A 23,281-nucleotide genomic window follows, 5' to 3' on the forward strand; every position below is an offset into this window, starting at 1 on the left:
GAGAAACCAATGGGATTTCCCTATGACAATGGCGGGACTTGGACGGATGTTTCCGGTCCTATCTTCATGGGCGCTGGTGGCGCCGCACCGGGCTTGTTTGCGCTGATTGGGATCGTGATTTGCGTGGTCGCTTTGGCCATCGGCCAAAAAGCAGAGGCCGGCAAATACAAAAAGCACAAGTAAGGCTTTGGCTTTGCAAGGGGCCGCGGAGACGTGGCCCCTTGCGCGAACTCTGGGGACGGTTTCGACAAGTTCGAACATTTGCCTAAGAGGAAAAAAATCTGCATAGCAGTATTGATTTTCATACATGCATGCGTCTGAATACCGAGAAGCAAAAACACAAGAACAGGGGGCCCCATGGCTATTCTTTGGAGAACATCCGCACTGGCACAGCGCCATGCCGAGATCGGTGGCGAGTTGGAAGACTGGAATGGAATGGGCACAGCCTGGTTCTATGACGACACACCAGAACGCGCCAAGGCCGACTACGAGGCGATCCGGACCAAATCAGGTTTGATGGATGTCTCGGGTTTGAAGAAAGTGCATGTGTCCGGCCCGGATGCGGCATATGTGATCGACCGGGTGACGACACGCAATGTCGAGAAAATCGCGCCGGGCCGTTCGACCTATGCCTGTTTCCTCGATACGCGCGGCATGTTTGTTGATGATTGCATCATCTACCATATTGCCGTGAACTCCTGGCTGGTCGTGCACGGCACCGGGACTGGCATGGAGCAGCTCACAGCAGCGGCGGCGGGCAAGAATTGCTCGGTTCTGTTTGATGACGACCTGCACGATATGTCCCTGCAAGGGCCCAAATCCGTAGACATTCTGGCAACGCAGATCCCCGCAATTCGCGATCTTGCGTATTTTGGGATCATGCAGACGCGCTTGTTTGGTCGGGATGTCATGATCTCGCGCACCGGCTATACCGGCGAGCGCGGCTACGAGATCTTCTGCCGGGCCAAGGATGCGGTCCATATCTGGGACAACATCCTTGAGACAGGCGGCGATGATGTGCGGCCCACGCAGTTCAGCACGCTCGATATGCTGCGCATCGAGAGCTACCTGCTGTTCTATCCGGGCGACAATTCCGAGACCTTCCCGTTTGAGGATGGCACGCCAGCAGGCGATAGCCTGTGGGAGCTGGGCCTCGACTTCACGGTCTCGCCCGACAAGGTAGGCTTTGTGGGCGCCGAGAACCACTACGCCATGAAGGGTAAGGAGCGTTTCAAGATCTACGGCGTGAAGCTCTCGGGCGATGCGATGGATCAGATGGAAATGTTCGCCCGTGTGCATCACGATGGCAAAGATGTCGGCGTGATCACCTATGGCCTGTCCTCCGAGCTCAATGGCTATTCAGTCGCCATCGCGCGGCTCGATCCGTCTGTTGCCAAGCCCGGCACGGCGCTCACCGTCGTGCAGCCCGATGGCACGGAGCTTGCGGCGACCGCGGAAGAGATGCCATTCTACGATCAGGACAAGTCGATCCGTACGGCCAAAGGCTAATATGATCTGGGCGCGCCGCATGGTGCGCCCTTTTCCTTTCAGAGCAAGGCAAGAGACCAAGTCATGTCAAAGTTTCAGTTCCCGGAGAGCATCAAGAGCCGCCCCGTCTACGGCACGCTCGCACCCCGCCCCGGTAAAGCGCATCTCATGATTGCGGATGCCGAGGGCGCAGAGGCGCTCCTTGATCTCGCCGCACAGGATGCGGGTTTGTTGGCCAAAGCGCATATCATCTTCATTCCCAAAGGCACCGATTTTTCCGACAAACTGAAAGCGCTCAAGCCCGCGCAATACTACGAAGGCCCCACCTTTGAGGCGTCGTTGCAGCGGTTGCGTCATGTTCTGGCCAATGCCCATCAAGGTTTGCAGGTCTATCTGACAGGGACCGAAGGCTTGATGGGGCAGGCGCAAAATGAAGCCATGCAGGCGGGCATCCCCCATGAAGCAATCCAGACAGAGCATCGCGGCTCTGTCGCGCGGCGGATGCAATGCGTGCATTGTAAAGGCATCACCGAGGACGTGATGACCGATCCGTTTGTCTGCTCCCATTGCGGGTTGAACCTCTTTGTGCGCGATCACTATTCGCGCCGACTTGCGGCCTATCAGGGGGTCTGCATCGATGCCGAAGATCCCGGCAATGTGCCCGAACCCAAGGAGCTGTACACATGAGCGCCGCCCCTCAGAAAGCCAAGCCCGGCGCAGAGCAGATCGACGTCACAGTGAGTGCGGTTGTGCCGCTCAACGATCTTGTGACCCGCTTCGAATTCAAACGCACCGATGGTGGTGCCTTCCCGACCTTCTCGGGCGGCGCGCATACGGTTGTGACGATGCAGGATGACGGTCGCACGCGGCTCAATCCCTATTCGCTGATGTCTGATCCGGCGGATACCTCGACCTATGCCATCTCGGTGCGCCGCGACGATCAGGGTCGGGGTGGTTCTCTCTTCATGCATACGCGCGTGAAGGTGGGCGATCAGATGTCGATCACCTATCCGGTGAATCTCTTCTCGCTTGATCTGCGCGCGCGCAAGCATCTCTTCTTCGCAGGCGGCATCGGCATCACGCCGTTCATGTCGATGATCGCACAGCTTGAGCGGATGAATGGCAATTGGGAGCTGCACTATTCGGTGCGCACGGAAGCGCTGGGCACCTATGTGCAGGAGCTGCAATACAAGTTCCCCAACAAAGTGCATGTCTATTATGATGATCAGTCCCAGAGCATTCCGCTTGAGGATTTGCTCGATGGTCAGCCGCTGGGGACGAATGCCTATGTCTGCGGGCCCAAGGGTATGATCGATTGGGTGCACGCCACGGCCACCGCGTCGGGCTGGCCCGACGCCCAGGTGCACTCGGAGGAATTCACTGCGCCGCAGCCCGGCAAACCTTTTGAGGTGCGCCTGTGCAAATCGGACATGACCATTCAGGTCGGTGAGAATGAAAGCCTGCTGGAAGCCATTGAACGCGTGGGCGTTGAGGCGCCGTTCCTGTGCCGCGGCGGGGCTTGCGGCCAATGTGAGACCGATGTTGTCGCATCCGATGGTGAGTTCATTCACCGCGATCATTGGCTGGACGATGACGAACACGCCTCTGGCAAGAAAATCATGCCCTGCGTCAGCCGCTTTGTCGGTAAATCTTTGGAGCTCGACAGATGACAATCCAATTCAACGACGAGACGTTCCGCGACGATTATTCGTTCTACAATTCCGATTGGGCGATCAAGCGGTTTCCGTTCCCGTTCCACGAAGACAGCTACATGTATTCCGTGAACATGGAGCAGCACCGTGGCGGGCCCGAGGGCTCTGTCTACGAGAAGCGCTTTGATGTTGACGAGCACTATGTCTCGGAGATGCGCGACCGGGCGATGGTGCTGGCCGATGATCCGCTGCGCTGCCAGTCGCTGCCGCATATGACGCTGGCGGGGTGGGATCTGCTCGAGCTTATCATGGTCTCCAAATCCGAAGATTACCCGGACCTGTTTGAGCTGCACCGCGACGGCAACCAATGGCGCTGGATCAACAAGCCGCTGGGCATCGATGACAGCTTCACCTTCCTTGATGAGACCACGCTGCCCTACGGCCCGATGGAATACATCACCCGGCAGGCGCAAGGCGATTTCTGTGTGCTGGATCAGCGCGACGAGATGCTCTGGATGGATGCGGGCATGGTCACGACACAGGCTGACTGGTCGCTCGATTTCGATATCGGCATGAATTTCTTCGAATGGCACGCGCCTGTGCCGCTCGCCCATGAGATGGGGATCTTCAAACGCGCGTTGAAGTTCCTCCTCAACATCCAGCAAGGCGCCCCCGCGCGGCGCTTGAACTGGACGATGACGGTGAACCCGCTCCTTGATACCAGCCCCGAGAACTACCACAAATGGGGCATCCAGAAGACGACGCTCACGCCCGAGAATATCGGCGCGAAACAGCATCTGCGCGTCGAGTTGCAAACCTTCTTCCGCCTGCCGCGCTCCAATGCGCTGGTCTTCCCGATCCGCTGCTATCTGTGCAGCTTCCAGGACTTGATGACCATGCCCAAGTGGGGACGGCGGTTGCACCGCGTGATCCGGGATCTGCCGGAGGAGTTGGCAACGTATAAGGGCTTCATCGACAACCGTCCGATGATGCTCGATTACTTGAGCCAGTTTGATGACGGTCTGCCCACAAGCCCCGGCGTTTTTCCTGATCTTGAGACGGAACCGCCGCTCAAAAAATCCACCTGAACGCTGAGAGGGCCGGCCATGCGATTGACCTGGCTGGCCCTTCTTTTCGTGATCTGGGCGGGGGCCACATCCGCCTGCAGGCAGGCCTTGGTCCTGGCGCTCGATGTATCGGGATCCGTAGATGGGCTGGAGTATCAGCAGCAAGTCAGCGGATTGGCCTTTGCCCTGGGGCATCCTGATATCCGCGCCATCCTGCTGGCCGATACGGACAACCCGGTCACTCTTGCGGTGTTTGAGTGGTCGTCACGCAACCATCAGTTTCTGATCCTTCCCTGGACCGACATCGACAGTGCCGCCGCGTTGGAAGGCGTGATTGCGCGTATCGAAAGCCATCGCAAGGTGCGCGCGGGTTTGAAAACCGCGCTGGGTACGGCCCTGTCGTTCGGGCGCGGTTTGCTTGCGCAACGACCAGCATGCTGGAAACACACCATCGACGTGTCAGGCGATGGGCGCAATAACGTGGGCCCACTGCCGCGGCAGGTCTACGGTGCTGGGTTCGACCGCATTACGGTCAACGCGCTTGTCATAGGCAATCCGCGCGTGGCAAGTGGGGAGGGGCCGGGGATCGAACCCAATGATCTACGCACCTATTTCGAGGCCGAAGTCATCCATGGGCCCGGTGCTTTTGCACTCGTGGCCAATGGCTATGCTGATTATGCGCGGGCCATGAAACGCAAGCTCGAACGAGAGCTGGAACTGCCTTTTTTCAGCCGTGTGAACCCAGACAGGTAAAAGCCCCGTCTAGCTTTGTTGCGGATAGCTGATGATGGAGAGATAGCGCGCGGGCAGGATAGTCAGCTTTTCGGGACCATGCGGCGCATCCGCATCGAAGAAGAGCGTATCACCGGGCTCAAGCGTGAATACATCATTTCCGTGGCGATAATCGACCTCGCCTTCGAGCATGTAGATCGTTTCGATCCCGCCATGCTGGAAGGTCTCGAATGTGTCGCTCTCGGTTGTCAATTCGATGAGATATGGCTCGACGATGACGCCGCTGGCATTACTGCCGATATGACCAAGAAGCTTGTATTGGTGCCCCGAGCGCGTGCCTTCGCGCTCTGTGCTGACGCCTTCCCCGGACTTTGTGTGCACGGCTTCGCGCCGTTCTTCATATTGGCGGAAGAAAGACGTGAGCGGGACGGAGAGGGCATTGGCCAGCGTTTGCAAAGTCTGCAGGGAAGGCGAGGTATTGCCGTTCTCGATCTTGGAAAGCATCCCGATGGACAGGCCTGTCATCTCGGACAATTCGGCCACGGTGGTCCCTTGAGACTTGCGAAACCCGCGCACCTCGCGCCCAATCGCAACTTCGAGAACTTTTTCTCGCACCCCGCGCGTTGAGTGAGGATCTTGTGTGAGGCGCACAATCATGTCGGCCACCGTTTCTGCCACTGCCATTTGGCGACCCTCCTTATGAGCGTAGTGAGCTTAGGTCCATACCCCTAGCCTAGGTATTTTTCTTGTCATTGCCAGATTTATTCCTGTCAGTATAATTTTTTTCGAAAAGATGGATTATAACGCATGTCCCGACCCTTTCTGACAGGCTTTTTGATTTTCCCGGGTTTTCCCATGGCGTGTCTGACGTCGATGATAGAGCCGTTGCGGGCGGCAAATGAGATATCGGGTCAGGAAGCGTTCCTGTGGCGCCTTGTTGCGGTGACACGAGAGAAGGTGCGCTCCAGCGCGTCCATTGATTTTGAGCCGGATCAAACGATCGCGGAGGCGACCGATCTTGACTTGCTCATGGTCTTGTCCGCCCCCACGGCGCGATTCCAGACGTCAGCCGATGCGGCCAAGCTGCGCGCCATGCAGCGCCATGGCACTGTGCTCGGCGCCGTAAGCGGCGGTGTGTTTCCGCTCGTGCATGCGGGCATTGGAGCGGACAAGCCGCTGGCGGTTCATTGGTGCTATAAAGCGGCGTTTGAAGCAGACTTTCCCGGTCACGTGAGTTCGGATCGGGTGATCGAGCTGTCGGAGGATATTGTGACCGCTGCGGGCGCGGCGGCGGCGTTTGATCTCTCGCTCCATCTGATCGAGCAGCGGCTGGGGCCGGACATATCAACCGAGGTGGCCTGCTGGTTCCAGCACCCGGTCATGCGCCGCGAAGGCGTGGGGCAGGCGGTCCCCGCGCTCTCGGGCAACAAGGCGGGCGAACAGTTGGCGCCGCTTGTGGCCCGAGCGGCCAAGCTCTTTGCGGAGCACATATCAGACCCGATGAGTTTCGCCGATGTTGCGGCGCGTTTGGGCATTACCCCGCGCCATCTCGAGCGCTCGTTCAAGCAATCCACCGGGCTGAACCCGACGCAATATTATCGCAAGATGCGCATGGATGCCGCGCGGCAGATGATCCTCTACACCAATGACAGGCTGGGCGATATCGGCGCGGCCGTGGGCTATTCCAGCGCGCAGACCTTCGCCAAGCACTACCGCGCGGCGTTTGGTGTCACGCCGCGGGAAGATCGAAACCGCATCAACCTCTTCCGGGTCAAAGGCAATCTCTCGATCCCTTCGGCGTAAGCCATCAATGGGCGGATTTCATGGCTGTCAGCAGCGCGTGGTGGAGCGATCCGGCAGAAGATCGGGGCCCCAGGATGCGCAAGTGGGTGTCAGCCCGGCACGTGACGAAACATCCCAGATGATCAATTGAGCTGCGCCGCGCAGAGCCTGCGGGAAAGGCGCGCATATTGATGGGGCAAAGCAGTTCCATCACCGGTGCAACATCACCCTCGAGATCAAAGACGGCCCAGGCATCGTTTTGCTCTGTGATCGAGGCGGTCTCGCCAAACCGCTGGACCAATTGCGCCGCGAGGTCCTCGTGGCTGTCATGGGGCGCGCCGATCATCCATTGATCCGGGCCGATCCAGAAACCGGCTTCGGGCTCATGCAGGACCAATTGCTCCACACCCGGCACGGACCCACCCAACAGCGCGATCAGATGCGCCCGGCAGGCGTCTTCCTGTCCAAGCCGCGCAGCGACAGACGCGAGCGCAAGATGGCTGATTTCTGTCAGGGTGACAGGCCCATGGGTATCGACACGCGGAGTGTCACCGCCAAGCGCCGTCAAGGGCATCATCTGGGGCAAGTTTTCAGACACGGAGACGCTCTCCTTCGGGATCAATGAAATGGGCGCTGACAACTTCGACCTTGTGGTCCACATCGGTCAACGGGCTCACCAGCCGTATGATCTCGCCCATGCGCGTGTCGCCTGACTTGAGATAGGCCAGCGCAATATGATGCCCGAGATTGGGTGAGTAACAGGCTGATGTGACATAGCCCTGATCATTTGCGGCCGTCGCGCGCTCGCCTGCATTGATCAGATGGGCGCCGGCAGGCACGGGGTTCTTGGGATCAACGGGCTTGAGGCCTACGAGTTTCAACGCGTCATCGGTATTGAGCCCTTCACGTTCGGAGAGGGTGGAGCCGATGCTGTCTTTCTTCTTGTTGACCATCCGCCCCATGCCGAGATTGAGCGCCGTGGTCGTCCCGTTGAGCTCATTGCCCGCGGCGTGTCCCTTCTCGATGCGCATGACACCGAGCGCTTCGGTCCCGTAGACTACAGCGTCGAATTCCTCGCCAGCGGCCACGAGCCTACGGATCAGCGCGTCGCCGTAGCGTGTGGGCACGGCAATCTCATAGGCGAGCTCGCCCGAGAAGGAGATGCGGAAGAGCCGCCCGCGCACACCGCCGACGCTGATGTCGCCGCAAGCCATATAGGGGAAGGCCTCGTTCGAGATATCGTGCTCGGGATCGACAACCTTCTGCAGCAGCTTGCGCGCATTGGGCCCCGCGACGGAATACTGCGCCCAAGCCTCAGTGGTCGAGATGAACTGAACGTCAAGATCAGGGAAGAGACACTGGCGCACGAACTCCATATGGCGATAGACGCCCACGGCATTGGCGGTCGTGGTGGTCACGACAAAATGATCCTCAGCCAGCCGCGCGGCAGTGCCGTCATCCATGGCAATCCCGTCCTCGCGCAGCATCAGGCCGTAGCGGACCTTGCCTGCGGGCACTTTGGCGAAAGGATTGCAGTAGATCTTGTTGAGGAACGTCGCCGCATCGGCGCCTTGCACATCGATCTTGCCCAGCGTCGTCACATCGCAGATCCCCACGGATTGCCGCGTTTGCAGGACCTCACGGTCAACTGTTTGCCGCCATGTCGTTTCGCCCGGGCGGGGGAACCACTGCGCGCGCAGCCACATGCCAACCTCGACAAAGACAGCGCCTTGTTCTTCGGCCCATTTATGGGAGGGCGTTTTGCGCACAGGACGGAAATCCTTGCCGGACGAGCGGCCCGCGAAAGCGCCAATGGCGGTGGGCGTATAAGGCGGGCGGAAGATCGTCGTGCCGACCTCGGGGATCGATTTGCCCGCGAGCTCCGCCATGATGGCAAGCCCGCCAATGTTGGACGTTTTGCCCTGGTCGGTAGCCATGCCCAGCGTTGTGTAGCGCTTGAGATGCTCGACGGATTTGAAGTTTTCCTGATGGGCGAGCTTCACATCCTTGGCCGTCACGTCGTTCTGTTGATCGAGCCAGGCGCGTTTTGCACCCTCCACGTGCCAGAAGGGCGTGATGTTTACGGGCGCATCTTCGGCTTGGGGCAGGGCCGGGGTCTTGGATTTGATGCCCAGCGTTTTCAGAGCCTCGCGTGCGACTGCGATACCATTGCTCAAAGCGCCATGGGTCGAGAAAATGCCAAGCGCCGCGCCGGTGGCGGACATGCCCTGGGGCAGAGCCTCGCCGGGCACGAAGGCCGCAATGTCTTCTTGCCAAGTCGGTCGGCCGCGTTGGTGGCTGGCGAGATGTACGTTGGGGTTCCAGCCGCCAGACACACCCAGCGCGCCGCATTCAACCGTGCGCTCGGAGCCATCGGCTTGCTGCACCTTGACAAAAGTGAGGCCAAGCCGCCCCATCGTATCACTGATCTGCGCGCCTTTGAGAACCTCAAACGCACTGCCCGACGGTGCATCCGCGCGTGTGTCGATCACCGCAGCGATCTCTACACCCTTGGCCTGCAAGTCATGGGCGGTGCGGTGCCCATCATCGTTGTTGGTGAACACGGCGACGCGGTTCGCGGGCGTTGCGGCCCAGCGGTTGACGTAAGCGCGCATGGCGGAGGCCAGCATGATGCCGGGGCGGTCGTTTTGCTCAAAGGCAATGGGCCGTTCCGTGGCCCCGGCGGCGAGGATCGCCTGCTTGGAATAGATGCGCCACAGGATTTGGCGCGGCTTGCCGGGGGCCGGAACAGCGAGATGATCGCTCACACGTTCAAGCGCGCCATAGATCCCGTGATCAAAGGCGCCCAGAACCGTGGTGCGCGACATGAGCCGCACATTGGGCAAACTGGCCAACTCTGCTGTGATGCCAGCAGCCCAGTCACTGGCACCTTGCTCGCCCACGCTGAAGGTTTCGGCATTGAGCCGCCCCCCCATGGAAAAGTCCTCATCGGCCAGGATGACCTCTGCGCCCGCACGGCCTGCCGTGAGAGCGGCCATCAAGCCTGCCGGGCCCGCGCCAATGATCAGAAGATCACAATGCAGGAACCCCTTGTCATAGCTGTCTGGATCATCCGCCAGCGAAAGGGAGCCAAGCCCGGCCGCCTTGCGGATGATCGGCTCGTAGATCTTCTCCCAGAAGGCGGCTGGCCACATGAACGTCTTGTAATAGAACCCGGCCGCAAAGAAGTTCGAGAGCCGGTCATTGATCGCCATTGCGTCGAAGGCCAGCGATGGCCAGCGGTTTTGCGAGCGCGCCTCCAGCCCGTCAAAGAGCTCGGCTGTCGTGGCGCGGGTGTTGGGCTCTTGCCGCGCGCCGGATCGCAGCTCGACGATCGCATTGGGCTCCTCGGATCCGGCCGTCAGTGGGCCGCGCGGGCGGTGGTATTTGAAGGACCGACCCATGAGACGCACGCCATTGGCGAGAAGGGCTGAGGCCAGCGTATCGCCCTCGTAGCCCTGGTATCGCTTGCCATCGAAGGTGAAAGACATCGGCGCGTCACGGTTGATGCGGCCACCTGACAGACGGTTTTTCTGGGTCATGTGCTGCGCCCCTCGCGGCGGGCCACGTCTCGGGCCAGTTCAACAGATGTGATCTCATGGGTGGTCGTATCGCGGGTCACGACAAGCCAGGACCGGTCGCCGCCCTCGTGAAACCAGAGCTCGCGGTGGGGGCCTGCCGGGTTGTCGCGCAGATAGCCATAGTCAGTGAATTGCTGAACGGCATCTTCGGCTTCCCAATCCGGGCGGTGGATAAGACGGGCGTCGCCCATGTAGGTGAACTCGGAAGCATCGCGGGGCCCGAGGAGAGGATGGTTGATGATCATCAGTGCAAATTGGGCTGATTGCCCATCCCTTTTTCGTCAATCATGAGGCCTTTGTTGAAGCGGTCAAACCGGTAGGCCGTGGCGGTGGGATGTGGCGCGTCATTGGCCAGCAGATGCGCATAGCAATAGCCGGACGCCGGCGTCGCCTTGAATCCGCCATAACACCAACCGCCGTTGAAATAGAGGCCCTCGATATGGGTCTGGTCAATGATGGGCGAGCCATCCATCGACATGTCCATGATCCCGCCCCACATCCGGAGGAGCCGCGCGCGCCCCAACATCGGGAAGATCGCCATGCCGCCTTCGCAGACATCTTCGACTACGGGCAGGTTGCCCCGTTGGGCGTAGGAATTATACCCATCCAGATCGCCGCCGAAGACAAGCCCGCCCTTGTCCGACTGGCTGCAATAGAAATGCCCCGCACCAAAGGTGATCACGCCGGGCAAGACCGGCTTGAGCCCCTCCGAGACGAAGGCCTGCAAGACGTGGCTTTCAATGGGCAAACGCATGCCCGCCTTCTCCATGACGCGGGAAGAGGAGCCCGCGACACATGATGCGACCTTGCCCGCCTTGATCGTGCCACGCGTCGTCTCGACACCGGTGCAGACGCCGTCCTTGATGAGAAAGCCCGTGACTTCGCAGTTCTGGATAATATCGACGCCCAACTGGTCCGCCCCGCGGGCATAGCCCCACGCCACCGCGTCATGACGCACCGTGCCGCCGCGATGTTGCGCCAGGCCGCCCTTGATCGGGAAGCGTGCGTTGCGCGTATTGAGGAAGGGATAGCGCTCTTTGATCTGGGCCGTGCTGAGCAACTCCGCGTCAGCGCCATTTAGAATCATCGCATTGCCGCGCCGGATGAAGGCGTCGCGTTGCGCGTCGGAATGGATGAGGTTGAGGATACCGCGCTGGCTCACCATCGCATTGTAGTTGAGCTCCTGCTCCAGCCCTTCCCACAGTTTGAGCGAGAATTCATAAAAAGGCTCATTGCCATCAAGCAGGTAGTTGGAGCGGATGATCGTGGTATTGCGGCCAACATTGCCGCCCCCGATCCAGCCTTTCTCCAACACGGCGATGCGCTTTTGACCATAGACCTTGGCCAGGTAATAGGCGGTCGCAAGCCCATGCCCGCCACCACCGATGATGACAATGTCATAAGCGGACTGCGGTTCGGGATCGCGCCAAGCCGGTCCCCAGCCGCGATGGCCGGTCAACGCCTCTTTTATGACCTTTAAACCAGAGTAGCGCATGGAATCAGACTCCTTTCCGCTATTTTGGAGCGAATACGCATGAAATTCTCGTTCGGAACGGAACGATAGCGATGCAAATCGGACATTTTTTGTCATTAGTTAATGGGAGTTTCGGCCGTCACACATCAAAAAAAACACCCCTGATAAGAAAAATACTTGATCCACAGTAAAAATATGGGAAGCTGACTGTAGACAGTCGTATGCGCAGGTCGCGGGAGGACTGTAGCCGAAAGCGCGCGCCAAAAATACAGAATCGATGCGCGCCTGACGAACCAGGGAGACGTCACTATGAATAAACTATCAACTGCACTCGCGACAGGGGTTTTGGCCTTGGCGCCACTGACGGCCTTTGCCGCGGACAGCTCTGACCCAATCGTAATTCCGGTCCACAACTGGTCTTCGCAGATTGTTATGTCCAACGTCGTTGGCCAGATCTTCGAAGAAATGGGCAACAACGTCGAGTATGTCACGACGGACAGCCAGGCTGTTTATGAATCGGTCCGCCTCGGCGATGTGACGCTTGAGATGGAAGTCTGGGAAGGCGCCTTCGGTGCATCCTTCCGGGCCGCGATGGAAAAGGGCGGGATCGTCGATGTGGGCGATCATAACGCCGTGACGCGCGAAGACTGGTGGTACCCGATGTGGACCAAGGACGCGTGCCCGGGGCTGCCAAGCTGGGAAGCGCTCAATGACTGCGCCGAATTGTTTGCCACGGCAGAGACAGGCTCCAAGGGCCGCTATCTCGATGGCCCTGTGGACTGGCTCAAGCACGGCAAAGAGCGCGTAGAAGCGCTGGGCATGAACTTCGAAGTGATCAATGCGGGCTCCGCCGCGGCGCTTTGGGCCGAAATCGGTGCGGCTGAAGCTGACAAACGCCCCATCGTTGTCTTCAACTGGACGCCCAACTTCGCCGAAGCCGTCTGGCCGGGTGAATTCGTCGAGTTCCCGACATGGGTTGATGGCTGTGACAAAGATCCCTCCGTGGGTCCGAACCCTGATGCGCTCTACGATTGTGGTAACCCTGCGGATGGCTACCTGAAGAAAGCGGCATGGGACGGCATGGAAGCCAAGTGGCCAGCCGCCTACAGCGTGCTCGAGAAGATCAGCTTCACCAACCCGCAGATCGCCGAAATGGCACGTCTCGTGGATGTCGATGAGCTTGAGCCCGATGAGGCTGCGGCCGAATGGCTCGCGGCCAACGAAGATATCTGGAAAGCCTGGCTGAACTAAGCTGCCTTTCTGACACGCAAGGAGGGCCCTGTTCGCATGGCGGGCAGGGCCCCTTTTTGGATATCCATTGCGCAGCGTGCTGCGCCTGCTCAAGCTTGAAGTTGGTATTTCCCATGACCTCAACGGCGCCTGTCATCTCTTGCAAAAATGTATGGAAAGTCTTCGGTAACAATCCGGAAGCCTATCTCAAGAAAATGCCAGCGGGGCATTCCTTCGACGATATCCGCGCCGATGGGTATATTGCCGGGGTCAAGGATGTCTCGATTGAGGTCGGCCGTGGCGAGATGCTGGTCATCATGGGTTTGTCGGGCTCCGGCAAATCGACGCTTGTGCGTTGCTTCTCGCGCCTGCATGACATTACCGGCGGCACGATTGAGGTCGAAGGCCAGGACATCATGGCGCTGTCGGAAAAGGATCTCATCGATCTGCGCCGCAACAAGATGGGCATGGTCTTTCAAAGCTTTGGCCTGCTGCCCCACCGGACCGTTCTTGAAAATGTGGCCTTTCCGCTGGAGATGCGCGGACAAGATCGCCACACACGCCGGGACCGTGCGCTTGAGGTGATCAAGCTTGTCGGCCTGGAGGGGCGCGAAGACTATTTCCCCCGTGAACTTTCAGGGGGACAGCAGCAGCGCGTGGGCATCGCTAGAAGCTTGGCAATTGAGCCCGATATTTGGTTCCTCGACGAGCCCTTTTCTGCGCTCGATCCGCTTATCCGCCGCGAGATGCAGGACGAATTCCTGCGCTTGCAAGAGATGCTCGGCAAAACAATTGTCTTTATCACGCATGATTTCGATGAGGCTCTGCGCCTGGCGGACCGGATTGCCATCATGAAAGATGGCGCCGTTGAGCAATGTGACACGCCCGATCAAATCGTCATGAACCCGGCCACCGAATATGTCCGCAAGTTCACCGAAGACATTGATAAATCCCGCGTCGTTCATGCCAGCGTCTTGGTGGAAGAAAACGCCAGCGGAGAAGGCGCAGCCGTCGCGGCCAGCGCCACGATCCATGATCTTGCCAGCACGCTGGTCGCTGATGTCCGCGACTACATCCCGGTGCAGGATGGAGACGCGATCATAGGCGCGCTATCCCGGCAAAAAGCCCTTCAGGTGCTGGTTGGAGCGGATTGATGACAGTTCTGACGACCAATTCCGCGCCCAACACGCCCAAATCGGTCAGTGCATTCCAGGTCGCTACATGGCTCGTCTGTGCGGCCATTGTGCTCACGGCGCTGCAATACACGGGCCTTTTGCCCGCATGGCTGCATCGGCTTCCGGAGAGCTGGATCCCGCCCTTTGCCATTTGGCTTGATGCGATATTCAATTTCGTGCGCACCGACCTTGGGCTGGAAAAGCTGACGCGCTGGTTCGCGGAAGGGCCGTTGCAATTCATGCTCGATACCACCGCCAACCTGCTCTACGGCAAAAAGCGTTGGCCCCGGTTTGAGCAGATCCCATGGAGCGCGATTGCGGCCTCTGCCGCCGTGCTGGGCTATTATCTCGGCGGGTGGCGTCTGGCGGCGTTGGCGGGGGGCACATTCGTTTGGACCGCGCTGATCGGCCAGTGGAAAGATGCGATGGAGACGATGTCCGTCCTCGTCGTGGCGGCACCCATGGCTTTTGTGATTGGCATTGGGCTTGGCATTGCGGCCTGGAAATACGCCTGGGTCGACCGTGCGATCAAACCGATCCTGTCGGTCTTGCAGACCCTGCCGTTTTTCACCTACCTGCTGCCTGCGGTCATCTTCTTCAAGGTCGGCCCGACAGCGGGGGCGGTGGCCACGATCATTTACGCGATCCCGCCCATGATTCTGATGACCACGCTGGGGCTCAAGAAAGTCTCGCCCGAGGTGGTAGAGGCGGGCAAGATGTCTGGCTGCTCGCGTTGGCAGATGCTGCGGCACGTCTACATCCCGGCGGCCCGGACGGAGATCCTTGTTGGGGTGAACCAGGTTATCATGCTCTGCCTCGCCATGGTTGTTCTGACCGCGTTTATCGGTATGCCGGGCTTGGGCGCAAAACTTCTGGCCATGATGGGCAGTTTCAAACTGGGCCGTTCCTTCGAGATCGGTGTCACGATTGTTCTGCTTGCGGTGACGCTTGATCGTCTGTCCAAAGCCTGGGTTGTGAAACTGCCTGAGCATTTCGAGAAGGGCACGCCTTGGTGGAAGCGCCACAAATATCTGCTCGTCGGGTTCGCGGCGTTTGTCTTCTTTACTGTCCTTGGACAGTTCGTCGAATGGTTCGCCGAAATTGGCCGCCGCCAGAGCTTCTCCCAAGGCAAGGAGATCGACACTGCAATCAAGAGCTTCCTGGCCTGGGACATCGTGAAAGGCACCACAGAGCAAATTCGCTACGTGCTCAATGTCTGGGTGCTTAATCCGTTCCGCGACTTCCTCCTCTCGATTCCGACGTTTGGCTTCATCATGCTCGTGGTCGCGGGTGGTTTGGCGTTGGGCGGCAAGAAGGCGGGGATTTATGCTGCGGTCTTCTTTGGTCTCGTCGCGCTGACCGGATGGTGGGACCGTTCGGTCATCACGCTTTATTCGGTGATCTCTGCGGTGATCCTCGCGACGCTGATCGGCCTGCCGATCGGCATCCTCGCGGCCCGCTCCGAGGCGGCGTCACGACGGGTCTTGCTGGTGTGTGACACGGCGCAGACTTTTCCGAGCTTCATCTACCTGATCCCGGCGATCATGCTCTTTGGCATTACGGCGACTTCCGTTGTTTTCTCGATCCTCGTCTTCGCCATGGTCCCGCTGGTGCGATATACCGTCGAGGGCCTGCGCGGTGTGCCGCCTGAGATGAATGAGGCGGCGGACATGGCTGGGGCCACGAAGCTGCAAAAACTGTGGAATGTGCAATTGCCGCTGGCGCTGCCGACCATGGCCGTGGGCTTCAATCAGGCGATCATGTTTGCTTTCTTCATGGTGATCATCGCGGCCTTCATCGGCACGCAAGATTTGGGCCAGGAGCTACAGAAGACATTGGCCGGGACCGATCTGGGCAAGAACTTCGTGCTGGGGATTTGCGTATCTCTCATGGCGCTGACGTTTGATATGGCGATCATGACCTGGGCTGAAGGCAAGAAGCGCGCCTTGGGGCTGTAGCCCCCCCCGGGGGCGGCCAAACGCGCGGGCTGCGCGTGGCCGCTCTGAGGATCTCATAGCGACCGGTGAGCGCTTTCAGGCCGTCACGTGTTCCGGCAAGTTTGCCGGGCTCGCGTCGTCTGGCTTAAGCAGAGGTGTCCCAACCGCCCAGGACCTTGAACTGCGCTATTGCTTGATCCACACGCGCATCAATGAAGGCCTCATCCGGGCTCGGAAGCGTTCCGATGATCCTGCGGGCCTGCATGTCACTCACCAACAAGGCGATGAAGCTCTCGGCAGCTTCCATGTCGCTGGCGAAGGTGAGGTTTGGCTTGGATGTTGCAAAGAGTTTCTGAAGGAGCGGCATGACCGCGTCTCGCCCGTTTTCCGCGATGGATTTGCCGAGCTGGCCTGTCGCATCGGCCGCAGCCGCACGGTTCAGCTCGACCGCACTGTCGGAGAGAATTCCCTTGAGCAATGCGCGTCCGAAAGCCTCAAGCCGTTGCTCAAGAGGCGCGTCTTGCGCGATCGTTCCGGTCAGGATCGCCATGCCGCCCGCCGCATTGCGCGCGACCAGAGCCGCAAATAATCCCAGTTTGTCGCCATACCATCGATACAGCGTTTCATTGGATGCTTTGGCGCGTTTGGCCACGTCCAAGATCGAGGCTGCGGCATAGCCTTTCTCAATGAGAACCTCTTGCGCAGCAGCTTCGATTTCTGCGCGGCGCAGCGCTTTGCGATGTTCTTTCAAGACGTCGCCTCCTTTGTCACATAGGGACCGTAAAACTGATTACGTGGGTTGCAAGGGCAAACTCCGTGGTCCCACCAGAGCTGACGCTTTGGGATGTTGTTGAGGCGGGCATGTAACGGCGCGGCAGAAAGCTCGACACCTTACGATGCAACCAGTTCTATCAGCGTTCCATCCGGTGCGCGGATGACGGCCTCATAGAACCCATCTCCGGTCCGGCGGGGCGCAGAGACGAGCAGACCGTCGCGTTGAAATCGCTGAGCCAACGCATCAACGCGATCTGGCGCGCCAACGCAGAAGGCGACATGGGCCCAACCACAAACCTCATCGGGTCCCTGCGTGACCCATGGCCCCTCCATAATCTCGATTTGGAGACCGTCATCGGGAAGTTCCACGAAGCGGGACGCAAATCCGGGACGGTTCTGGCTGTCGTACCGGGCCCCAATTGTCGCGCTGAAGTACGTTGCCCAGAAACGAGCAGAAGCCTCCAGATCCCGCGTCCACAATGCGATATGCGCCAATTTCATTTGTTTCATATCCTTCTGCAAAGCCGCATTGACCGTCACTGTAAAGCTGACTATGCAGTTTATTGCAAGAATATGCAGGAAATTGCATGGATCTGAATGTACCTGATACGCGACAAATGGAAATCGCGACCCGCCTGGAAAGCGGCCAGCACCTTGTCGCTTTAGAACTGGCGCAGGAATTCGCCGTTTCCGTCGACACCATCCGGCGAGACATCCTCGCTCTGGAAGCCAGCGGGAAGGCGCGCAGGGTCCGGGGTGGGGCGGTGCCATGTGCCACACCATCTGCGCCGCTGCATGAGCGGATTGAAGCGGAGCCGCCAGCGAACGCGGACATGTTCCGTGCGGCGATACGCTGGATTTCCGATGCACCGACCCTCTTGATCGATGGCGGGCGCACGACACTCGGCTTGATAGATTATCTCCCGGTGCGCGAGGATCGTTTGATCATTACGCCGTCTGCCTGGGTGGCGGTGGCGTGTCAAAACAAGGGGCTATCGGTTTTCGTGTTGGGCGGCATGTTGCGCCCGCGCGGCGGGATCGCGACGGGTGATGCCTGTCTGGATCGCGCAGCGGAGGTTTCGGCGGATATCGCCATTCTTGGGGCGTGCGGGATCGATGCCGCCTTTGGTCTGAGCACGGACGATCATGATGAAGCCATGGTCAAACGCGCTCTGCATGCCGCCGCCAGTCGCACCATGGTCATAACGCAAAGCGCCAAGCTCGGCCGGCGCGCGCGGCACCATACGCTGGCGCTGAATGACATCGATGCCATTGTGACAGATGCCGCACCTGAAGCGCTGAGCAAGCTCGCGCCCGACGTGGCACGGCGCGTGGTGTCACACCATGTGTGACGTCTTAAGAAGGGGGGGCTTATCGTGAGCGATGGATCCGGGATGGCACCCGCCCGGCTCGCCACACGTCTCGCCTTTTTTGCTGCGGGTTTTGCCATGGCATGCTGCGCGCCGCTGTTCCCCTTCTTCAAAGAGGCAGTCGGGGCAGACAAGGCCCAGTTTGGCCTGTTGTTGCTCTGTCTTGGCCTGGGCTCACTTCTGGCGATGCCCGTCACGGGTCTTCTGGCCGCGCGCCGTGGGGCGCGACCTTTGATCCTTTGGGGCGGTTTTGGTTTGGTGGCGATGCTGCCCCTTCTGGCGCTGGCCACCACGCCTCTGGCGCTCGGCGGCGTGCTCTTTGTGTTCGGCGCGTCCTTGGGGACGATTGATGTGGCGATGAACCTGCATGCCTCAGAAGTCGAAGTTCTCGAACGCCGCCCGCTCATGTCAAACTTTCACGCGTTCTGGAGCATTGGCGGATTGTGTGGCGCGGGCCTCATGACATTGCTCTTGTCCATGTCGGCGCCGGTGGCCCTCTGCGCATTGGCTGGTGCTGCGATAGCGCTTTTGGCCATGTGCCTCGCGCGTCCGCGGTTCTTGAGTGTGATGGGCAAGGAGCCCGAGCCCTTTGCCCTGCCGCGCGGCGTCGTATTGCTGCTGGCTGCGCTGACGGCCATTACGTTCCTCGTCGAGGGTGCTGTTCTGGATTGGGGCGCGCTGCTCATCATCGATCTGGATATTGCTTCGGCCGAGCGCGCGGGCATTGGCTACATCCTCTTTTCCATCGCCATGCTGATCGCGCGGCTGACGGGCGACCGATTGGTCTCTCAGATTGGGCCTTTGGCGACACTTGCGGGCGGTGGCCTTCTGACAATGCTGGGTATCGCGGTGATCCTCGCGGCTCCGGTCCCCAGCGCAGCTCTCGTGGGGTTTGTCCTGATCGGCCTTGGTGCGGCCAATCTCGTGCCCGTGCTGTTCAGCGCTGCGGGGCGCCAGAGGATCATGCCACCGGGGATCGCCATCGCCGCGGTGACAACAACCGGATATGCAGGCATCCTGCTGGGCCCGGCGATTATCGGATTTGTTGCCGGGGTCACATCTCTGACGACAGCCTTTTGGATGCTGGTACTCCTTATGTCAGTCGTTCCGCTTTGCGCGGGTAGGGCTGTGGGGAAAAGGTCTTGAGCTTTGGCTCTCTCAGACGCTGGGATACACCCCTCATCAGCATGGCGGCGGGGATTGGCGGATCTTTGATGGGCTGCGCCTTTGTCCGCCATGAGAATGCCCAAGCCTATGACCTGCTTGATCCCCGCAGAGAGACCCGAAGGAAATGTCTGAGGCTATTCATCAGCCGCCCGGCCTCGTTCCATCTGCTCCGGCGCGGGATGAGCGGTGGCGACGCTTAGTTGAAGAGGCCTTAGCCCGCATTTTGACCGATGGCTTGCTTTTGATGGTACGGGCCCAAAATCAACGAGCGGGATTGCTCTCGCCATGAGGCTGACCGCCTCGTGTCTTTGCGCGCCCTTGCTTCGTACTGGTTTACCGAGCCAAAGGATTGTGTTGATTGGGGCGTAAAGCACATCGTCAAGAAAAAACCAACTGGGGGGAACACAATGAAAGCGGCCGTTATCCGGGAGTTTAATGAAGATTTGTCCATTGAAACGGTGCCGGACCCTGTCTGCCCCGAGAATGGTGTTGTTCTGGAAGTGGCGGCCTGTGGCGTGTGCCGGTCAGACTTCCATGGCTGGACCGGTGAACATCCTCGCGTGACGCCGGGTGCGATCCTTGGCCATGAGTATTGCGGTACGGTTGTCGAGGCGGGCTCCAAGGCGCGCTACACGGTCGGTGATCGTTTGATTGCGCCGTTCATCCTCGCCTGTGGCGCTTGTCCCGCGTGTGACACGGGCGTGTCCAACACGTGCGAGAATGCGATTGTGCCGGGCTTCGGGACGCCAGGAGCTTATGCCGAATACGTTGCTGTTCCCTTTGACCATAACCTTGTGCATTTGCCGCAGACCATGTCGCCCAGTCTGGCGGCCGGTCTCGGGTGCCGTGTGACGACAGCGTGGCACGCGCTGACCGACCGGGCCAATGTCCGGGCGGGCGAATGGGTCGCGGTGCATGGCACAGGTGGGATCGGCCTGTCCGCGATGTTGCTGGCCAAGATGCTTGGCGCGCAGGTTGTTGTTGTCGATGTTGTGGATGAAAAGCTGGACCATGCGAAAGCACTGGGTGCGGATGCAGCGGTGAATGCCGCGCGTGAGAATGCAGCGGAGGCCATTCGGGAGATCACGAAGGGCGGTGCGCAGGTCTCGATTGAAGCCCTAGGCATTGCGCAAACGGCCAATGCGTCCGTCGAATGCCTCGCGACCTTGGGGCGCCATGTGCATGTGGGCATGCCCGCGGGCGACGGGATGATGGAAATCAACATGCGCGCGATCTACAGCAAACAGCTTGCGTTCTACGGCACGCGCGGGATGCCCGCTTGGAAGTACCCCTCACTGCTGGACATGATCGAGCGCGGGGCGGTGGACCTGTCGCCCATGGTGGCGCGGGAAGTGACTTTGTCAGGCGCCAGCGCTGAGCTCCGCGCGATGACAGGTCCCACGGCTCCCGGGACTGCTGTGATCACGGATTTCACGCAATAGGGCAGGTGCGCGATACTGATCTAATCCAGACGGAAGCCTTTCGCGCGCACGAAGGCGCCGAAATCGGCCCGTTCAGGCGCGCTGTATTGGCGGGTCTTGTCGTCTGACCATGTATAGGTGGCTTTCGCGCCAAATACATCCCGGCGCCGTTGCGTGTTGTAGGGCTGGCGCGCGGCGCGGCTCTCGTCATAGGCCGCAACCGCCTCACGCAAACCCGTCTCGCTATAGCGATCCACGTGACGTGTGACCCTGAGCGGCAGCCGCATGGAGATATCCGGCGCTTGCGCGGGATAGCCAATGGCCAGCCCGGCCACCGGGAAGACATGATCGGGCAGGTGCAAAAGCGTCGAGACCTTGGCGGCTGCATTGCGCACCGCGCTGATCGGACAACACCCAAGCCCCTGGCTTTCTGCTGCCACAACAAACGCGCTGAGCGCGATGGCGGCATCCACCGAGGCATTGAAGAAAGCATCCAGATGGTCATTGGCGAACGGCACGTCATGCCATTCATGGATGAGCCGCTGTCGGCGATTGTTGCCGCAAAACACCGCGATGATCGGCGCTTGAGCGACCCAAGCCTGACCGGAGACGAGATCTGCGAGGGCAGTGCGTACGGACGCGGATTGCACAAAGATGATGTCGCGTTGTTGCAGATCGCTCTTTGTGGGCGAGGCCAGAGCCAGAGCGCTGAGCATATCGAGAAGTTCAAACGGCACAGGATCGTTGTTGAAGGCGCGGCAGGACCCGCGCGTTGCAAGGCCCCGTAAGGTCTCTGTGCACGCAACTCCCTCGGGCATGGTGGGCGCATCCGGAAATCGCGCAAGCAAGGCTTGGTCCAATGCGTCACGTGGTGTCTTGGTCATACGAATTCCACAGAGTTTGTGTTAGGCATGCTAACGAAAAGATTAAGGATTTATCGCGTTTATAAAGTAACGCTGTCGGATACACTCTGTCACAGAGTCGATCCTTAGCGGAAGATGTGACGCATCATTATGCCCGAAAACCTTAGAGTGACCATTGAACGAGGGCCAAACACGCCCGGGGCGCAGAGCGTCTTCGATGTGCCCGCGCAGGACAATCAGACCGTTCTCGACGTGGTGTCATGGGTGCAGCAGAATGTGGATCCGACGTTGAGCTACAGGTTTGCCTGCCGCGTCGGGATGTGCGGCAGCTGCGCGATGATGGTGAACGGCACGCCGCGCTGGACCTGTCGGACGCATATCTCGAAGGTGAGCGCGGGCGGTGAGGTCGTCATTGGGCCGCTTCGCAATCTGCTAGTGATCAAGGATCTGGCGGTTGATATGGATCCGTTCTTCGACAAATGGGTGGCGGCGGAAGGCGTGCATCACGCAGGGCTGACCCGCGAGGATCCGATTGCGCCGGTCGATGAGGAGAGTGCCGCGCGGGTCGAAGCCAACGCCGGGATTGAATGCATCAATTGTTCGGTCTGCTATGCGGCCTGCGATACGGTCGCGGGCAATCCGGACTACCTCGGCCCTGCGGCCCTGCAGCGGGCATGGACTCTGCTCAACGATGCCAAGGATGAGGGGCGCAACGCGATCCTTGATGCGGTCTCGGGCAAGGGCGGATGCCACAATTGCCATTCGATGGGCTCCTGCACGGTCTATTGCCCCAATGAGCTGGACCCGATGCGCGCCATTGCCGGGTTGAAGCGCGAAACGGCCCGATCCTTTTTCCGGAAAGGCAGATCATGATGACGCTCAGGCTGTATATGGCGCAACGGATCACCGCCCTGCTGATGGCGCCGTTTGTGCTCGGCCATCTGGCCGTCATGATTTATGCGATCCAGGGCGGGCTGAGTGCTGCGGAAATTCTGGGGCGGACGCAAGGTTCGGTCCTGTGGTTTGCCTTCTACGGCCTCTTCGTTGTGGCCGTGTCGATCCATGGGGCCATCGGGTTGCGCACGATTGCCCATGAATGGGTTGCTGTGCGCGGCTGGGCGCTGGATGTCTTGATGTGGGGCATTGGCCTTGGCCTCTTTGCGCTCGGCGCACGCGCGGTTTGGGCGGTGACATTTGCAGCCGGTCTTGGATCATGAGGGCGGCGCGTGGGATCACCTCGCGGGCGCATCCGCTTTGGCTGGCCTACATCCTGCACCGCGTCTCGGGGCTTTTGCTGGCCTTGTTCCTGCCGCTCCATTTCTGGGTTCTGGCCCTGGCCATGACAGACCCGGCCCGGCTCGATGGGTTCCTGACACTCACGGAAGCGGGCGTCGTGAAACTGGCGGAGTTCGGCCTCGTGTTCCTGCTGGCCGTGCATATGTTTGGCGGTCTGCGGTTGATGGCGCTGGAATGGCTGCCCTGGAGCGGGGCGCAAAAATCCCTCGCGGCGGCCGCGGCGGCGCTGTCCTTTCTTGTTGCAACACTCTTTTTGATGCAGGCGGTATAGC

At 59.8% G+C, this 23,281-nt stretch carries 24 protein-coding genes; 16 read left to right on the top strand and 8 right to left on the bottom strand.

What is annotated here, in order from left to right; translation table 11 throughout:
• Nucleotides 1-9 precede the first annotated feature (9 nt).
• The 6 genes from ACP15S_RS17440 to ACP15S_RS17465 all read left to right on the top strand — a co-directional run bounded on the left by ACP15S_RS17440 (nt 10) and on the right by ACP15S_RS17465 (nt 4,960).
• On the top strand, nt 10-183 hold the full coding sequence (locus ACP15S_RS17440; RefSeq protein WP_425040950.1) for a hypothetical protein: 174 nt from the start codon (nt 10-12) through the stop codon (nt 181-183).
• A 174-nt stretch (nt 184-357) separates the two neighbouring features.
• On the top strand, nt 358-1,509 hold the full coding sequence (locus tag ACP15S_RS17445) for an aminomethyltransferase family protein (protein WP_425040951.1): 1,152 nt from the start codon (nt 358-360) through the stop codon (nt 1,507-1,509).
• A gap of 63 nt (nt 1,510-1,572) precedes the next feature.
• Nucleotides 1,573-2,175: a dimethylamine monooxygenase subunit DmmA gene (dmmA, locus tag ACP15S_RS17450; RefSeq protein WP_425040952.1), complete on the top strand. Its 603-nt coding sequence runs from the start codon at nt 1,573-1,575 to the stop codon at nt 2,173-2,175.
• The gene (locus ACP15S_RS17455; RefSeq protein WP_425040953.1) at nt 2,172-3,158 is read left to right on the top strand and encodes a PDR/VanB family oxidoreductase; all 987 of its coding nucleotides are present in this window, start codon (nt 2,172-2,174) and stop codon (nt 3,156-3,158) included. Before dmmA ends, ACP15S_RS17455 begins: the two co-directional genes overlap by 4 nt.
• Complete coding sequence (locus ACP15S_RS17460) at nt 3,155-4,228, top strand: heme-dependent oxidative N-demethylase family protein (protein ID WP_425040954.1); 1,074 nt, start codon at nt 3,155-3,157, stop codon at nt 4,226-4,228. Before ACP15S_RS17455 ends, ACP15S_RS17460 begins: the two co-directional genes overlap by 4 nt.
• A gap of 18 nt (nt 4,229-4,246) precedes the next feature.
• Entirely contained in the window at nt 4,247-4,960 is a 714-nt protein-coding gene (locus ACP15S_RS17465) for a DUF1194 domain-containing protein (RefSeq protein WP_425040955.1), read from the top strand.
• Between the two features lie 9 nt (nt 4,961-4,969).
• On the opposite strand, the gene ACP15S_RS17470 is transcribed toward ACP15S_RS17465, so the two are convergent.
• Entirely contained in the window at nt 4,970-5,596 is a 627-nt protein-coding gene (locus ACP15S_RS17470; RefSeq protein WP_425041304.1) for a helix-turn-helix domain-containing protein, read from the bottom strand.
• Between the two features lie 150 nt (nt 5,597-5,746).
• Between ACP15S_RS17470 and ACP15S_RS17475 the strand changes: the two genes are divergently transcribed.
• On the top strand, nt 5,747-6,742 hold the full coding sequence (locus ACP15S_RS17475; protein WP_425040956.1) for a GlxA family transcriptional regulator: 996 nt from the start codon (nt 5,747-5,749) through the stop codon (nt 6,740-6,742).
• Nucleotides 6,743-6,746: 4 nt separating this feature from the next.
• Here the strand turns inward: ACP15S_RS17475 and ACP15S_RS17480 are convergent, their stop codons facing one another.
• From ACP15S_RS17480 to ACP15S_RS17495, 4 genes are read right to left on the bottom strand one after another with little or no spacing between them, the layout of a single operon-like run.
• Nucleotides 6,747-7,319: a sarcosine oxidase subunit gamma gene (locus tag ACP15S_RS17480; RefSeq protein ID WP_425040957.1), complete on the bottom strand. Its 573-nt coding sequence runs from the start codon at nt 7,317-7,319 to the stop codon at nt 6,747-6,749.
• Nucleotides 7,312-10,263 (bottom strand): sarcosine oxidase subunit alpha family protein, encoded by a 2,952-nt coding sequence (locus ACP15S_RS17485; protein ID WP_425040958.1) that lies wholly within the window; start codon nt 10,261-10,263, stop codon nt 7,312-7,314. Before ACP15S_RS17485 ends, ACP15S_RS17480 begins: the two co-directional genes overlap by 8 nt.
• Nucleotides 10,260-10,547 (bottom strand): sarcosine oxidase subunit delta, encoded by a 288-nt coding sequence (locus ACP15S_RS17490; protein WP_425040959.1) that lies wholly within the window; start codon nt 10,545-10,547, stop codon nt 10,260-10,262. The genes ACP15S_RS17485 and ACP15S_RS17490 overlap by 4 nt, the downstream gene beginning before the upstream one ends.
• A complete protein-coding gene (locus ACP15S_RS17495) occupies nt 10,547-11,797 on the bottom strand; it encodes a sarcosine oxidase subunit beta family protein (RefSeq protein WP_425040960.1) in 1,251 nt (416 codons plus the stop codon). The genes ACP15S_RS17490 and ACP15S_RS17495 overlap by 1 nt, the downstream gene beginning before the upstream one ends.
• Nucleotides 11,798-12,085: 288 nt before the next feature.
• Between ACP15S_RS17495 and ACP15S_RS17500 the strand changes: the two genes are divergently transcribed.
• The 3 genes from ACP15S_RS17500 (at nt 12,086) to ACP15S_RS17510 (ending at nt 16,139) form a co-directional block, all read left to right on the top strand.
• Nucleotides 12,086-13,027 carry an ABC transporter substrate-binding protein gene (locus ACP15S_RS17500; RefSeq protein WP_425040961.1) on the top strand — a complete coding sequence of 314 codons (942 nt, stop codon included), beginning with the start codon at nt 12,086-12,088 and terminating at the stop codon, nt 13,025-13,027.
• Between the two features lie 113 nt (nt 13,028-13,140).
• On the top strand, nt 13,141-14,160 hold the full coding sequence (locus ACP15S_RS17505) for a quaternary amine ABC transporter ATP-binding protein (protein WP_425041305.1): 1,020 nt from the start codon (nt 13,141-13,143) through the stop codon (nt 14,158-14,160).
• Nucleotides 14,160-16,139, top strand: a complete 1,980-nt coding sequence (locus ACP15S_RS17510) for an ABC transporter permease (protein WP_425040962.1) — start codon at nt 14,160-14,162, stop codon at nt 16,137-16,139. Before ACP15S_RS17505 ends, ACP15S_RS17510 begins: the two co-directional genes overlap by 1 nt.
• 124 nt (nt 16,140-16,263) lie before the next feature.
• Here ACP15S_RS17510 and ACP15S_RS17515 read toward each other — a convergent pair whose 3' ends face one another.
• Both ACP15S_RS17515 and ACP15S_RS17520 read right to left on the bottom strand, forming a co-directional pair.
• Nucleotides 16,264-16,869: a TetR/AcrR family transcriptional regulator gene (locus tag ACP15S_RS17515; protein WP_425040963.1), complete on the bottom strand. Its 606-nt coding sequence runs from the start codon at nt 16,867-16,869 to the stop codon at nt 16,264-16,266.
• 140 nt (nt 16,870-17,009) lie between these two features.
• Nucleotides 17,010-17,402, bottom strand: a complete 393-nt coding sequence (locus tag ACP15S_RS17520) for a VOC family protein (protein ID WP_425040964.1) — start codon at nt 17,400-17,402, stop codon at nt 17,010-17,012.
• Between the two features lie 77 nt (nt 17,403-17,479).
• On the opposite strand from ACP15S_RS17520, the gene ACP15S_RS17525 reads away from it, so the two are divergent.
• The 3 genes from ACP15S_RS17525 to ACP15S_RS17535 all read left to right on the top strand — a co-directional run bounded on the left by ACP15S_RS17525 (nt 17,480) and on the right by ACP15S_RS17535 (nt 20,871).
• On the top strand, nt 17,480-18,244 hold the full coding sequence (locus ACP15S_RS17525) for a DeoR/GlpR family DNA-binding transcription regulator (RefSeq protein ID WP_425040965.1): 765 nt from the start codon (nt 17,480-17,482) through the stop codon (nt 18,242-18,244).
• Between the two features lie 24 nt (nt 18,245-18,268).
• Entirely contained in the window at nt 18,269-19,408 is a 1,140-nt protein-coding gene (locus ACP15S_RS17530) for an MFS transporter (protein WP_425040966.1), read from the top strand.
• Nucleotides 19,409-19,836: 428 nt separating this feature from the next.
• Complete coding sequence (locus ACP15S_RS17535) at nt 19,837-20,871, top strand: zinc-binding dehydrogenase (RefSeq protein ID WP_425040967.1); 1,035 nt, start codon at nt 19,837-19,839, stop codon at nt 20,869-20,871.
• A gap of 20 nt (nt 20,872-20,891) precedes the next feature.
• On the opposite strand, the gene ACP15S_RS17540 is transcribed toward ACP15S_RS17535, so the two are convergent.
• Nucleotides 20,892-21,734 (bottom strand): nitroreductase family protein, encoded by an 843-nt coding sequence (locus ACP15S_RS17540; RefSeq protein WP_425040968.1) that lies wholly within the window; start codon nt 21,732-21,734, stop codon nt 20,892-20,894.
• A 129-nt stretch (nt 21,735-21,863) separates the two neighbouring features.
• On the opposite strand from ACP15S_RS17540, the gene ACP15S_RS17545 reads away from it, so the two are divergent.
• Genes ACP15S_RS17545 through sdhC form a run of 3 tightly spaced genes read left to right on the top strand, consistent with a single transcriptional unit; the run spans nt 21,864 to nt 23,280 of the window.
• Nucleotides 21,864-22,586 carry a succinate dehydrogenase/fumarate reductase iron-sulfur subunit gene (locus ACP15S_RS17545; protein WP_425040969.1) on the top strand — a complete coding sequence of 241 codons (723 nt, stop codon included), beginning with the start codon at nt 21,864-21,866 and terminating at the stop codon, nt 22,584-22,586.
• Complete coding sequence (locus ACP15S_RS17550; RefSeq protein ID WP_425040970.1) at nt 22,583-22,930, top strand: succinate dehydrogenase; 348 nt, start codon at nt 22,583-22,585, stop codon at nt 22,928-22,930. The genes ACP15S_RS17545 and ACP15S_RS17550 overlap by 4 nt, the downstream gene beginning before the upstream one ends.
• A complete protein-coding gene (gene sdhC / locus ACP15S_RS17555; RefSeq protein WP_425040971.1) occupies nt 22,927-23,280 on the top strand; it encodes a succinate dehydrogenase, cytochrome b556 subunit in 354 nt (117 codons plus the stop codon). The genes ACP15S_RS17550 and sdhC overlap by 4 nt, the downstream gene beginning before the upstream one ends.
• Nucleotide 23,281: the final 1 nt, after the last annotated feature.

Origin of the sequence: Primorskyibacter sp. S187A (genome assembly GCF_049800955.1) — a bacterium.
Classification (GTDB): domain Bacteria; phylum Pseudomonadota; class Alphaproteobacteria; order Rhodobacterales; family Rhodobacteraceae; genus JAKVBH01.